This window comes from Magnetovibrio blakemorei (genome assembly GCF_001746755.1).
GTDB lineage: Bacteria > Pseudomonadota > Alphaproteobacteria > Rhodospirillales > Magnetovibrionaceae > Magnetovibrio > Magnetovibrio blakemorei.
This window is the reverse complement of the sequence record NZ_MCGG01000071.1, coordinates 1-12,717: the sequence shown is the minus strand read 5'-3', so window position 1 is coordinate 12,717 and position 12,717 is coordinate 1. Positions and strand designations below refer to the sequence as shown.

Here is a 12,717-nt window from a genome sequence, read left to right as displayed (position 1 = left end):
TAAAATCCGTTTTACGGGAAAGCTTTCGGTGCCGGATCGATGACGCGGGCGGTTTTGCCTTGCACTTGCAACACGGCTAGACCGCGTTCGGCGATGCCCGATGGGGAAAAGCGAAAGATACCGTCGCGACCCGCAAAACCACCGGCTTGGGCCAACATGTCTGGGCTGTAGGGCTGGGGCGTATTTTGGGCACCCAGCACCACTGCCAATGCGGTGGCATCATATGCCAGCGTTGCCAAGCGGTGTGGACGAATGCCGTAAGCGGCCAAATACTTGTCGGAAAAGATTTTGCGCACGGTGGGGTCGGGGGCGGCGTACCACCCGCCCACCAACGCCGGTTCCGCGCCCAGTCCGGCCGCATCCCATTGACCGGTGCCGAGGATTTTGACCTTTTTCGGATCGATATCGTAATAAGGCAACATGGCGGCCACCGCAATCAGGCGCTTGCCGCCGTCGGCCAACAACAAGGCATCAAACGGAACTTCGCCCAAGGTTTGCAGATTTTCCAGACGCTTCAGCGCCAACAGGGACACTTCATCGCCATGCGCTTCCAAGCTTGCGCGCTGCTGCAACAGCGCGGCGCGCCGTTCGTCGTAATGGGCAATGCGTTTGACCGGTTCGGAAAAATCGCTGAGTTGGGGGTCGTAAAACTCACTTTGCACGACAAAACCGCCCGCCGCCCAAACCGAGGCGTTGAGCGCCTTGGAAACCGCTTCGCCATTGGCGCCGCGCGGGGCCAGCAAAGCAAAGCGTTCGGCCCCTTTGGAGCGGGCGTATTCGACCACGCGCTTGACTTCATCGCTGGGGAAAAAGCCCATGGTGTAGACACCCGGCTCAGCAACGGTGCGATCGGACGAAAACGCCACCACCGGAACGCCGGCGGCGATGGCTTGGTCGGACACCGCGCGTACGGATGTGGACAACAACGGCCCGATGATCATCCGTGCGCCGTCGGCAATCGCCAGACGGGCCGCTTCGCGAGCCCCTTCGGGGGTGCCTTGCGTGTCGTGCACCAACACTTCAAAACCGGACCCGGCGAATTCAAACAGCGCCATTTGTGCGGCGTTCAGCATGGCCGAGCCGACCCGCTGGTTGGTGCCGCTCAAGGGCAACAAGATGGCCACGCGCAGACCCCGCGCCATGGGAATGATCGGGGGCTCGCCCGCACCCGCTGTTCCATCGGACTGTGAGGTGGCCTGAGGAATGCGGCCAATCAAATCATCCAGCGACGGCAACGAAGGCGGCTGCGGCAAGGGGGTGCGATCATAACCGCCTTGGGGCCCCACCCCGGCAGAGGCAACGTGAGAGTTGTGCGCTTGCGTTTGGCCCGAGGTAGACGGAGTCGGCTGAGGATTGGACAGCTGAGGCTTGCCGCCCATGGTGATGGGCTCACAACCGGCCACAACGGTGCTGAGCAGCACGACGACAACGCCAAATCGCAGCACGGACCCAACTGGTGAATTTTTTATGTTTAGATGAAACATCAACGGCCTGGAGCCTCCTCAAAAACCTGATACTCTTTATAGCCGTGAATGCATACGCGGGAAAAGCGTCAATATTTTGGTGAAGGCGATTAGGTTACGTTTCATGCGCAAACCGTTTGGTCAAAAAGCCCCTGCGAAAATCCGCGCTCAACGTCGTGGACGGTGGGCGGAGCATCTCACCGCGCTGGTGCTGCGCCTGAGCGGACATCGCATTTTGGCGCACAATTTTAAAACCCCGGTGGGCGAGATCGATTTGATTGCCCGGCGCGCCAACACGGTCAGTTTTATCGAAGTCAAGGCGCGCGCCACCAAAGCCCAAGCCGCCGAAGCCGTGAGCATCACCCAACGCCGTCGGGTGCAACGTGCGGCGCAACAGTTTTTGATGCACAATACGGCTTTGCAACGGTGCGACGTGCGCTTCGACGTGGCCTTGGTGACGGGCCCGCTGAGCGTCACCTTTGTGCGCGATGCCTGGCAGAGTGCCTAACGACATAAAGGGCAGAGTGCCTAACGACATAAAGGGCAGAGTGCCTAACGACATAAAGGTCAGAGTGACCAACGGGCCAAAAGACGCGGGAAGGTACAAATTTGTTAACCATCAAAGTCTACACTGAGGTTCAAATCAATTTGGTGGGAAAGCACTGGATATGGCACTAAATTCTCTCGTTTTGCGTGGCGCAGCGGCCGCAACACTTTTGGCAGTCGGTTTGGGCACCGCGTCCTGTGGCCCGGTCGGCGTTGTGATCGGTGCGGGCGCGGGCGCGGGGATCGCGGCGTACCAAGAACGCGGCATAGATGGCGTCGCCCGTGATGTCGCCCTGTCGAGCCGCATTTTGGGAGAATTTGCCCGAACCGATCATCACATTTTCACCAACATCAGCGTTGAAGTTTATGAAAGCCGGGCGCTGTTGACCGGGCAGGTGAAAACCGAACAAGAGCGCGCCGACGCTGTGCGTCTGGCGTGGAGCGTTGCGGGGGTGGAGGACGTCATCAACGAAATTCATGTCACCCAAGACGGCGGTATCCTCGACACCGCCCGCGACACCTGGATCACCACACAGCTGGAAGCCAAGTTGACCTTTGACGAACGCATCCTTGCTATAAATTACGTGATCGAAACGGTTGGTGGAACGGTCTACCTGCTGGGCATTGCCCAAGACGATGCGGAATTGCAACGGGTCAAAGACCATGCGCGCTCAATCGATTATGTACAACGCATTGTCAGCCATGTGCGGGTTAAGGACCAGTTGCCAAAAGCAGGATCATAAGGCCAGGATCATAAGTGATGGACTCTGTGAGCGCCCAAACGGCTTTGCGCCAACTCGGGTTTCAAAATGCCGATGAAATCGATTTGGCTGATGCCGCCCTGTGGCTGGCCAAATGGGCTGAACCGGGTTTGAACATTGAAGCCTATCGCCGTCATTTGACCGCCCTTGTTCACGATGTGCAAGCCTATGTGGCCCAAGACCAGCATGACGACGTCCTCGTTTTGGAAGCGGTACAACAAATTTTGGCGCGGCGTTACGGGTATGGCGGAACGTCGGACCCCGCCCATCATTCAGACGGGGCCAACTTGGCGCGCACCATTGACCAGCGCCGGGGCGGGTCCTTGGTGTTGGCCATATTGTACGGCCATCTGCTCTCCGCTTTGGGACGCCGGGTGCAGATTCTCGACTTTTTGCCGCGCACCCTTGTGGCCGTGCAGTCCGCCGGTGGGCGGGTGCTGGTGGACCCATTTGACGGTGGCAGCACGTTGGATGCGCGCGACTTGCGTGACTTGCTGAAAGACCATCAGGGCGCACAAGGCGAATTGACACCCAACGATTTGCCCGAATTGGACAGTCGCCAAGTGTTGCTGCGCTTGCAACGCACGCTGATGTCGGAGCATTTGCGCTATGGCCGACCCGAAGCCGCCGTTCTGGCGGTTGAAGGGGCATTGTTGGTGGCCCCCAACGAAGCGCGGTTGTGGCGGGAATTGGGCCTTATACACGCCCGCATGGACCATTTTGTCGATGCCATTAACGCCCTGGAACGATTTTTAGACTTGCCGGGCAACGACGCCCACCGCTATAGCGCTTCGCAGATGGTGCAGAACCTGCGCCATCTTGTGAAAAACGATTGACCCAACGCCACCCAGGAAAACACTTCATGAGCCTTAAAGTCGCCTTACAGATGGACCACATCGCCGACGTCAACATCGACGCCGATTCAACGTTTGCGATTGGCCTGGAGGCCGAGCGGCGCGGGCATGAGCTGTTTTTTTACCACCCCAACGATTTGATGGTCGAAGACGGCCGGGTCATGGCCTGGGCGCAGCGGCTGCAATTGCGCCGGGAACTGGGCAATCACTGCACCTTGGGCACCGCCGAATTGATGAACGTGTCGACCTTTGACGTGGTGTGGCTGCGCCAAGACCCGCCATTTGATATGGCCTACATCACCACCACCTATTTGCTCGACATGTTGCCTTCGACGACCTTGGTGGTGAACAACCCCACCGAAGTGCGCAACAATTCCGAAAAGCTCTACATCACGCGTTTTCCCGATCTGGTGCCGCCAACGTTGGTGTCGCGTAACGTTTTGGCCATCAAAGCGTTTCGCGAAAAGCACACAGATATCATCGTCAAGCCGCTCTACGGCAACGGCGGTGCGGGCGTGTTTCACGTGAAGCCCGGTGACGAAAATTTAAGCTCGCTGTTGGAAATGTTTTTTGCTGCCAACCGTGAACCGGTCATCGTGCAGGCCTATTTAAAAGACGTGCGCCAAGGCGACAAGCGGATCATTTTGGTCGACGGCAAACCCGTGGGGGCGATCAACCGGGTGCCGCAAGACGGGGAAGCGCGTTCCAATATGCACGCGGGCGGCACGCCGGAACCCAGCAAACTGACCGAGCGCGATCTTTATATTTGTCGCACCATCGGCGCCGATTTGTCGGCGCGCGGGCTTTTGTTTGCGGGCATCGACGTGATTGGCGAGTATCTCACCGAAATCAACGTCACCTCGCCCACCGGATTGCAAGAAATCCGCCGTTTTGACGGCATTGCCATTGAAGAAAAAATTTGGGACGCAATCGAAACGAAATTGAACGGTTAGTTTTTATTTCTGTCCCTGTGGAGTAAAGTCCACCGAACCACACTCGTTTCAGGACGTTCGATCATGACGACAACCTTTTTGCTCACCTCTCTTATCGTTGTCATTATGCCTGGAACCGGCGTCCTTTACACCTTGAGCCAAGGCATCAGCGGCGGCAAACGGGCGGCTTTGGCGGCAACGCTGGGCTGCACACTGGGCATTCTTCCACACATGATGGCGAGTATTTTTGGTCTAGCCGCTCTTCTCCACACCAGCGCCTTGGCTTTTCAGACGGTTAAGTTCGCGGGTGTTGCTTATTTGTTTTATTTGGCCTGGACGACTTTGCGCTGTGCACATGAACCTCTTGACGTTCAAAGCGGTGCGCAGAACAAAAATCCAGGCGGCTTTGGAAAAATTGCTTTACGGGGTTTGCTGATCAACATTTTAAACCCTAAACTTTCTGTCTTTTTCCTCGCCTTTTTGCCCCAGTTTGTTCCCGCGTCGGACAGCCAGCCCGCACTGAGTCTGTTGACGCTCAGTGCTGTGTTTATGGCGATCACCGCCTTGGTTTTTGCCCTTTATGGACTCTTGGCCGCGTTTGTGCGCGACCAGATACGCAACAGGCCCGGTGTCATCACAGGCCTGCGCCGCATATTTGCGGGTGCGTTTGGCGCGCTGGGTCTCCGCTTGGCTTTTGCAGAACCTTAAGGGCACCTTTCAATTGTCTTGATTGTTTTCATCGCTTTTCAATGCTGCCATCACGTCGGCGTCAATTTGCGGTGTCAGAGAACATCCCTCATTTGGTCCCCAATGCTTTTGCGATATTTTAAATCACCGGACGGCATTGCCATCGAAACAAAGCTGAGCGCTGAGCTGGGATCAGTCTTGCAACGCGCTGAGGCAGGTGTCGCGGTCGGTGTTGGTCCCTTGGGCATCGCGGGCGTCAAAGTGCAGCACGCGGGGTTTGACCTCTTTCTGCGTGTCGTCGTCGGCATATAAAAACACATTCAACACACAGACATCGTTTTTGTACTGCCAGATGTTGGCAGTACGTTCCGTGCGCACAAACGCAGGCTCACCCAATTGCGCCATCACCCACGAACCGCCTTGGCCCAACAATTGGGCGGTGGTGATTTTGGGCTTGGTCGGCTGCTCTTGTACCGTATTCGGGGTTGTTGCGGGGGCCAGTCTTTCGGACGGTTGGGCGCAGGCGCTGAGCGCAAAAGCGGTGGCGGCAATGAGAAATAAAGAGCGCATGAAAAGTCCGTTATGTTTTGGGGACGGTTAAGTCTTGGTCATTATGTCTTGGTGGGGGATGTGTCGTCCCCGGATAAATCCGGTTGAACGATAACATCACTTTTGGCGGCGCGCAGAGTTTTATTGGAACGCAGGGGTTTTTCCGCCACGTTGTCCTTGGAGCGCCACGCTTCAAACAAATGCACGGTGGCCGCCGTGGCGATGATCGGGGCCAACAGGTTTAAAATCGGAACCGTCAGCATAAAGGCAAATCCGACCCCGGCCATAAACAGCGGCACCCGCCAGCGGATGCGCATGGCTTGGGCGTCGTATAACGTCAAACGGCGCAGCGTCACCATTTCAAAATATTCCCGGCTGAGCAGATAACCGTTGAGCGCGTAATAGACAAACGGGAACAGCGGCGTCAGCAACAGCGGCAGACACAGCACGTTCAAGCCCACCGTGACGCCCAAAAACTTCAACGCCGGGCCGATGCCCTCGGCAAACGTGACGCCCGGTGCCGGGCTGCGGTCCGGATAATGACGCGCTTCCACCGCATCGACCACTTTGTCCAACATCAGCGAACCCACCGAGGTCACCACGGCGGGGAACAAAAACCACGTCAGCACCATCACGCCGGCCTGGGCGATGAAATCAAAAAACATCTCCAACGGGCCGATGGTGATGAAGGTGGTGAGTTTTAAAGTGAGATAAAGCGCCACATACAGGGCCACAAAAATGCCCAGGGACAACGCAATGGACGTCCACACCACGGACCGCGTCTTCGCATCGGACAACTGACCAAAAGCGCGATAATACGCCGTTAAAATGCGCCCCATGCGAACATCCCCTTTTTAGACCGGAAACAAACTCAAACAGAGATAGCCGCGAAACGGCTCTTTCGCAAGGGCTGGGGGTGGATGGAGCGGGAGATGGGGCGGGGAAAGCGCGTCACAACGCCGTTGAATAAAACATTAAAATATTGTAATATTATGCTATCAAAAGAATTTCCCGTAAGTGAAACAAGAGACCACTCAGATGGGCATAAGCTTCATCGACCTCACGCGCGATCCCAAACACAATTATTTATTAACCGAAGCTTTGCAGTCGCGCTACATTCTGGCGGCGCGTTATTTGCGCGGTTGTCGCCATGTTTTCGAAATCGGCAGTTTTCAAACCCCGATCACGGATTTTCTGACCGCGCCGGTGGAAAGCTGCACGGTCGTTGACCCTCTGCTCGAACCGTATGAAGCCGATCAGCTCAACGGTCACCCGTGTCAGGTGCGCCACATTCAAGGGTGGATTCAAGATGTTGAGTATGAACGGGAACACGGCACTTATGGGGTGGTGATGATGGGCCTGGTGCTTGACTTTCCGGGGGGAAATGCAGAGCAAGCCAAACATACCTTCGCCCGTATCATCCGTTTGATCGATAATGCACAAGTGACAGTTTTAGAATTCTGTACACATTACGAGCCATCCATCAACCAAGTGCGCTATCTTGTGAACAACACCCAAACGAGCATCGATTTTCAAGTGGATCTGGATTTCGAAAACGACGAGCACGCCCGCCAATTCAATCCCAACATGAGCAAAGGCTACATGCACCGCCGCCTTTTGGTCCTCAAACCTAAGCTGGCTGAGGCCTCATCGCGTTCCGGCCTAGCCCCGCCAATGTGCAGCACAAACCCCACCCCGTAGCCCGTCATTGCGCGCCCCTTGGCGCGCGGCAATCCATACGGTAGAAAAGCTTCATTTTTCAGGCCTTGCCCCGCCGATTTGCATCGTTATACTGCGGCCAAATTTAAAGCTCCCGGTTTCGGGGGCTTATTTCTGTTTGAGGAGACTTTGTGATGTCTGGTCTGGGCGCGTCCAAAAGCATGGATTCACGCTATGACGTGGTCGGTATCGGCAACGCCATCGTGGACGTTTTGAGCCATGAAGACGATGCCTTTTTGGCCCGCCACGCCATGACCAAGGGCACCATGGCGTTGATCGATGCCGCCGCCGCCGACAAGCTTTATGACGACATGGGTCCGGGCATTGAGTGTTCGGGCGGCTCTGCGGCCAACACCATCGCCGGGTTGGCGAGCTTGGGCGGGCGCGGCGCGTTCATCGGCAAGGTGCGCGACGACCAGTTGGGCAAAGTTTTCCATCACGACATCGAAGCCATCGGCGTGCACTTCCCCACCAAAGCGGCCACGGACGGCGCGTCCACGGCGCGGTGCTTGATCCATGTGACCCCCGATGCCGAGCGCACCATGAACACATTTTTGGGCGCGTGCACGGATTTGGGCCCCGACGATGTGGACGCGGATGTGGTGCGGGCGTCCTTGGTGACGTATTTGGAAGGCTATTTGTGGGACAAGGAAAACGCCAAGGCCGCGTTTGTCAAAGCCGCCGAGTTGGCCCATGACGCGGGACGCGAAGTGTCGCTGAGCCTGTCCGATCCGTTCTGTGTCGGTCGTCACCGCGAAAGCTTTTTGGAACTGGTGGAAAACCACGTCGATATCTTGTTCGCCAACGAAGACGAAATCTTGGCGCTTTACGAAGTGGAAAACTTTGACGACGCCCTGCAACACGTACGCGGCCACTGCACCATTGCGGCGTTGACCCGCGGCGCCAAAGGCTCGGTCATTGTCGCAGGCGAAGAAATTCACGTCGTCGATTGTGATCCGGTGGACCACGTCGCAGACACCACCGGGGCCGGCGACGCCTTTGCCGCAGGCTTTTTGTATGGCTACACCTTTAGTTTGGCGCAGGGTCTGGAAACCGACCTGGCCCACTGTGCGCGTTTGGGCTCCATCGCGGCGGCTGAAATCATCAGCCACTTCGGTGCGCGCCCCGAAACACCCTTGAACGAAGTCGTGGCCCAAAAGCTCGGCTAACCATTTGCATTGAACCCTGCCCGAACCCTCCAACCCGAGGGCGGAGCAAAAAAAGAGGTCGCCGGACAAACAGCCCGGCGAAAAAAGGACAAAAACATGAACCTTCGCAATATTGCGATCATCGCTCACGTCGATCACGGCAAAACCACCCTCGTCGACGTGCTGTTGAAACAATCGGGTACCTTCCGCGACAACGAAAAAGTCTCGGAGCGCGCCATGGATTCCGGCGAGCTGGAACGCGAACGCGGCATCACCATCACCGCCAAGCCGACCTCGGTCGAATGGAAAGGCACCCGCATCAACATCGTCGATACCCCGGGTCACGCGGACTTCGGCGGCGAAGTGGAACGCATTTTGTCCATGGTCGACGGTGTGTTGCTGTTGGTTGACGCCGCAGAAGGCGCCATGCCGCAGACCAAGTTCGTCACCGGCAAAGCCTTGAAGCTGGGCCTGAAGCCCATCGTCGTCGTCAACAAAGTCGACAAGCCCGAACAGCGCGCCTTTGAAGTCCAGGACGAAATCTTCGACTTGTTCTCCGCCATGGACGCTACCGAAGAGCAGCTGGATTTCCCGACCATTTTCGCCTCGGCCAAAAACGGCTGGGCGTCACTGGAGCCGGACGGCGAACAGCTCAACATGGACGTTATCTTCGACGCCATCCTGGAACACGTTCCCGCCCCCAAAGTGAACGACGAAGCGCCGTTCTCCATGCTCGTCACCACATTGGAAGCCGATAACTTCTTGGGCCGCATTCTCACCGGTCGTATCGAAACCGGTATCGCGCGCCCCAACATGACCATCAAAGTGTTGAACCGTGAAGGCGAATTGGTCGAAACGGGCCGCATTTCCAAGTTGTTGGGCTTCCGTGGCCTGGACCGTATTCCGGTCACCGAAGCGGGTTCCGGCGAGCTGGTCGCCATTGCCGGCTTGGTGAAAGCCACCGTCGCCGACACCTTGTGCGATGCTCAAGTGAACGAGCCGATTGATTCGCAGCCGGTCGACCCGCCCACCTTGTCCATGATGTTCGCCGTCAACGACAGCCCGCTGGCGGGCACCGAAGGCACCAAGGTGACGTCGCGTATGATCCGCGATCGTTTGTTCTCCGAAGCCGAAGGCAACGTGGCGCTGCGCATCACCGAATCCGAAAACAGCGATGCTTTCGATGTGGCCGGACGCGGTGAATTGCAGTTGGGCGTGTTGATCGAACAGATGCGCCGCGAAGGGTTTGAGCTGACCGTTTCGCGCCCGCGCGTGGTGATGAAAGAAATCGACGGCAAACGTCACGAACCGTTGGAAGAAGTCTCCGTCGACGTGGACGAAGAATATTCCGGCATCGTGGTCGAAGCACTGTCGCTGCGCAAAGGCCAAATGAAGGAAATGCGCCCATCCGGCGCGGGCAAAACCCGCTTGGTGTTCCATGTTCCGGCGCGCGGCATGATCGGGTATTTGGGTGAATTCCTCACCGAAACCCGCGGTACCGGCATCATGGCGCGTATTTTCCATTCCTACGTTCCTTACGTCGGCCCCCTGCCGGGCCGTCGCAACGGGGTGTTGATCTCCAACTGTGCGGGCGCAACCGTGCCCTATGCGTTGTTCAACCTGGAAGGCCGCGGCCCGCTGTTCTTGGGCGCGCAAGTGAAGGTCTACGAAGGCATGATCATCGGCGAACATTCCCGCCCCGGCGATCTGGAAGTGAACCCGTTGAAGGGCAAGCAGCTGACCAACGTGCGCTCATCGGGCACCGACGAAGCCGTGCGCCTGACCACGCCGCGTCGTTTGAGCTTGGAACAGATGATTTCTTACATCCAAGACGACGAACAGGTGGAAGTCACTCCCAAGAACGTGCGCATGCGCAAACGTTACCTGGACCCCAACAAACGCAAACGCGAATCCCGCCAAGCCGAAGAAAGCTGAACCAACCGCGTCTCACAACAAAAACCCGGAGCCTCAGGTTCCGGGTTTTTTGTGACTGAATTTACGCCCCCTATCCATCTTGACCGGGCTTGACCCGGTCATCCACTACTTTGTGCAAAGCGAACGCCGTTCGCCAAGCAAAAGCCACGCGGCTTCACCGCGTTTGAAGTGATGCGGGGGCAAAGCCCCCACACCCTGTAAACAGATCAATCAGCTTAATGCCGCTTCTCTTGTGGACGTTTGCGACACCGTTTTTTTGGTGTCTTCTTGAGGATGGGAAACCGAGAATGGTCAGGGAATTCCCAATGGTGGTCGGGGGGGATAGGTGGGAACATGATTTTGTTACTCCTTAAGCTGCTTGGGGATACGTTTGCAAATGCGGAACACATTGATCCCGCAATCCTTTGCGTACAAAACGCGTCCAGTTCTAAGAGTGATCTTCTTTGTGAAAAAAACTTCCTCCACAAAGTCGTCAAAGAGTTCGCCCTGTGCGGACATAGCTCTAACCTAGGGAACTTGTGATTGCCCTCAGTCTCAGAAGCAGCTACAAAAAGAGTGTCTATGTCGTTTTGATGCGCATCGGAGATGGGCTGTGTGCTAAAGGCGTCCCGGACCTTTTCGCAAAAAAATGGTAATCGAACGGCTCATGCGGTTTTCCGTGTGAGCCGTTCGTGTTTGTAATTTGATTCTGGTGTTGCCTTCCATCTTCTGCTGGTTCATCAAAGTGGGTTCCTTTCGTCTATTATGTCTGCTCCGCACTCAAACAAAACGCCGGAGTTTTTAACTCGGTAGCGCCCCCTACTTACGCGCTGTAACTGCCCTTTTTTTGCCAGATAATTCAATACATTAAGAATTGTTTTTGTATTACCAGCAGCACCGAAGCGTTCAAATTCATCTAGAATTTGCGCCGAATTCCAAACTTGATCGGGTTTGCTGAAAACAAGTGATACGACGTTATTGAAAATTTCACCCCTTCGATTGTCCTCTGTATTTGGGGATGGTACTTGTGTTTCAAGCATATCGACGTACTTAGCTGCTTGCCTGCTGGGGAGAAGGGTGACAAGGTTTTTAATTGCCGCTTCAAGTTCTTTGGCTCGACGCTCAAGTTCCACGAGGTGTTCTCGAGCGTGTTTTTCTTCCTCACTGATATGATGAAGATCATCAAGTGCAGTTTTGATAGCGGCTTCGTAAGAGGAAGCTCGATCAGTGTCGTTAGGTTTTAATTGTGTCGCCATGAGATCACCATACATTCAAAAATGTGGAGTCTGGAGTCTAACTTATTAGGGTCAGAACTCATTAACCTTTCAGTGATTCAATAGCTTGAAGCTCAAAAAGGAGATTTTCAGGCTATGAAGTGCAATTTCTGGCTCTCTGACGAACAATTTTCACTGATTGAACCGCATTTACCTTACCGTGCCGCCGGCAAGCGTCGCAAGGATGATCGGCGCATTATCAGTGGTATCATTCATGTTCTGCAATCCGGTTGCCGTTGGCAGGATTGTCCGCCGGAATACGGACCATCGACGACGGTTTACAACCGTTATAACCGCTGGTCGCAGAAAGGGATCTGGCAGTACATGTTTGCGGAACTGACGGCAGCCCTGTCGGGAACACCAGAACAAATCTCCATCGACGCCTCTCATGTCAAAGCCCACCGTTGCGCTGGCGGCGGAAAAGGGGGGCTTCTGCTCAGGCCATCGGTCGCACAAAAGGAGGTCGCAACACCAAGGTTCATGCCATAAGCGACGAGCAATGCCGCCCTCTGGCCTTTTACCTGACACCTGGTCACGTCCACGATATCAAGGGCGCTGTCATGCTCGGCGCATCACTGCCAAACACCCGATACCTGCTCGCCGATAAAGCCTATGACGCCGATCATTGGAGGGACTACCTGAAATCCCAACGTATCCTGCCGGTGATCCCAAACAAGTCCAACAGAAAGCAGCCGCACCCGTTCAACAAGGCCCGATACAAAGGACGCAACGTCATTGAGAGAATGTTTGGCCGTCTTAAGGACTTCCGTCGCATTGCCACGCGATACGACAAGAATGCTGAAAACTTTCTCGCTGCACTATGCCTCGCAGCACTCATTTGCTACTGGATTTGAATGAGTCTGGACCCTA

Annotated in this window: 13 protein-coding genes; 9 read left to right on the top strand and 4 right to left on the bottom strand. The window is 55.9% G+C overall.

Annotated features, from left to right (window positions below; all coding sequences use genetic code 11):
• Positions 1 to 11 precede the first annotated feature (11 nt).
• Positions 12 to 1,484 (bottom strand): penicillin-binding protein activator, encoded by a 1,473-nt coding sequence (locus tag BEN30_RS15565; protein ID WP_069959240.1) that lies wholly within the window; start codon positions 1,482 to 1,484, stop codon positions 12 to 14.
• Between the two features lie 103 nt (positions 1,485 to 1,587).
• Between BEN30_RS15565 and BEN30_RS15560 the strand changes: the two genes are divergently transcribed.
• From BEN30_RS15560 to BEN30_RS15540, 5 genes are all read left to right on the top strand, one after another.
• Positions 1,588 to 1,971: a YraN family protein gene (locus BEN30_RS15560; RefSeq protein WP_069959239.1), complete on the top strand. Its 384-nt coding sequence runs from the start codon at positions 1,588 to 1,590 to the stop codon at positions 1,969 to 1,971.
• Between the two features lie 160 nt (positions 1,972 to 2,131).
• On the top strand, positions 2,132 to 2,752 hold the full coding sequence (locus BEN30_RS15555; protein WP_069959238.1) for a BON domain-containing protein: 621 nt from the start codon (positions 2,132 to 2,134) through the stop codon (positions 2,750 to 2,752).
• Positions 2,753 to 2,769: 17 nt separating this feature from the next.
• Positions 2,770 to 3,606 carry a SirB1 family protein gene (locus BEN30_RS15550; protein ID WP_069959237.1) on the top strand — a complete coding sequence of 279 codons (837 nt, stop codon included), beginning with the start codon at positions 2,770 to 2,772 and terminating at the stop codon, positions 3,604 to 3,606.
• A 26-nt stretch (positions 3,607 to 3,632) separates the two neighbouring features.
• The gene (gshB, locus tag BEN30_RS15545; RefSeq protein ID WP_069959236.1) at positions 3,633 to 4,577 is read left to right on the top strand and encodes a glutathione synthase; all 945 of its coding nucleotides are present in this window, start codon (positions 3,633 to 3,635) and stop codon (positions 4,575 to 4,577) included.
• Between the two features lie 63 nt (positions 4,578 to 4,640).
• Positions 4,641 to 5,264 (top strand): LysE family translocator, encoded by a 624-nt coding sequence (locus tag BEN30_RS15540; protein ID WP_069959235.1) that lies wholly within the window; start codon positions 4,641 to 4,643, stop codon positions 5,262 to 5,264.
• A 171-nt stretch (positions 5,265 to 5,435) separates the two neighbouring features.
• Here the strand turns inward: BEN30_RS15540 and BEN30_RS15535 are convergent, their stop codons facing one another.
• The gene (locus BEN30_RS15535) at positions 5,436 to 5,813 is read right to left on the bottom strand and encodes a hypothetical protein (RefSeq protein WP_069959234.1); all 378 of its coding nucleotides are present in this window, start codon (positions 5,811 to 5,813) and stop codon (positions 5,436 to 5,438) included.
• 41 nt (positions 5,814 to 5,854) lie between these two features.
• Positions 5,855 to 6,631, bottom strand: coding sequence for an EI24 domain-containing protein (locus BEN30_RS15530; protein ID WP_069959233.1), 777 nt, complete (start codon positions 6,629 to 6,631; stop codon positions 5,855 to 5,857).
• 178 nt (positions 6,632 to 6,809) lie between these two features.
• On the opposite strand from BEN30_RS15530, the gene BEN30_RS15525 reads away from it, so the two are divergent.
• From BEN30_RS15525 to typA, 3 genes are all read left to right on the top strand, one after another.
• On the top strand, positions 6,810 to 7,493 hold the full coding sequence (locus BEN30_RS15525; protein ID WP_139135080.1) for a hypothetical protein: 684 nt from the start codon (positions 6,810 to 6,812) through the stop codon (positions 7,491 to 7,493).
• Between the two features lie 152 nt (positions 7,494 to 7,645).
• Positions 7,646 to 8,680: an adenosine kinase gene (locus BEN30_RS15520; RefSeq protein ID WP_245649070.1), complete on the top strand. Its 1,035-nt coding sequence runs from the start codon at positions 7,646 to 7,648 to the stop codon at positions 8,678 to 8,680.
• Between the two features lie 96 nt (positions 8,681 to 8,776).
• Positions 8,777 to 10,594: a translational GTPase TypA gene (gene typA / locus BEN30_RS15515; RefSeq protein WP_069959280.1), complete on the top strand. Its 1,818-nt coding sequence runs from the start codon at positions 8,777 to 8,779 to the stop codon at positions 10,592 to 10,594.
• A gap of 719 nt (positions 10,595 to 11,313) precedes the next feature.
• On the opposite strand, the gene BEN30_RS15505 is transcribed toward typA, so the two are convergent.
• Positions 11,314 to 11,829: a hypothetical protein gene (locus BEN30_RS15505; protein ID WP_139135079.1), complete on the bottom strand. Its 516-nt coding sequence runs from the start codon at positions 11,827 to 11,829 to the stop codon at positions 11,314 to 11,316.
• A gap of 114 nt (positions 11,830 to 11,943) precedes the next feature.
• Here BEN30_RS15505 and BEN30_RS18075 point away from each other — a divergent pair.
• Positions 11,944 to 12,701, top strand: a protein-coding gene (locus BEN30_RS18075) for an IS5 family transposase (protein WP_211563440.1) whose coding sequence is annotated in 2 segments (ribosomal slippage) — positions 11,944 to 12,277 and positions 12,277 to 12,701 — 759 coding nt in all. Because the reading frame shifts where the segments join, the coding sequence is not laid out codon by codon here.
• Positions 12,702 to 12,717: the final 16 nt, after the last annotated feature.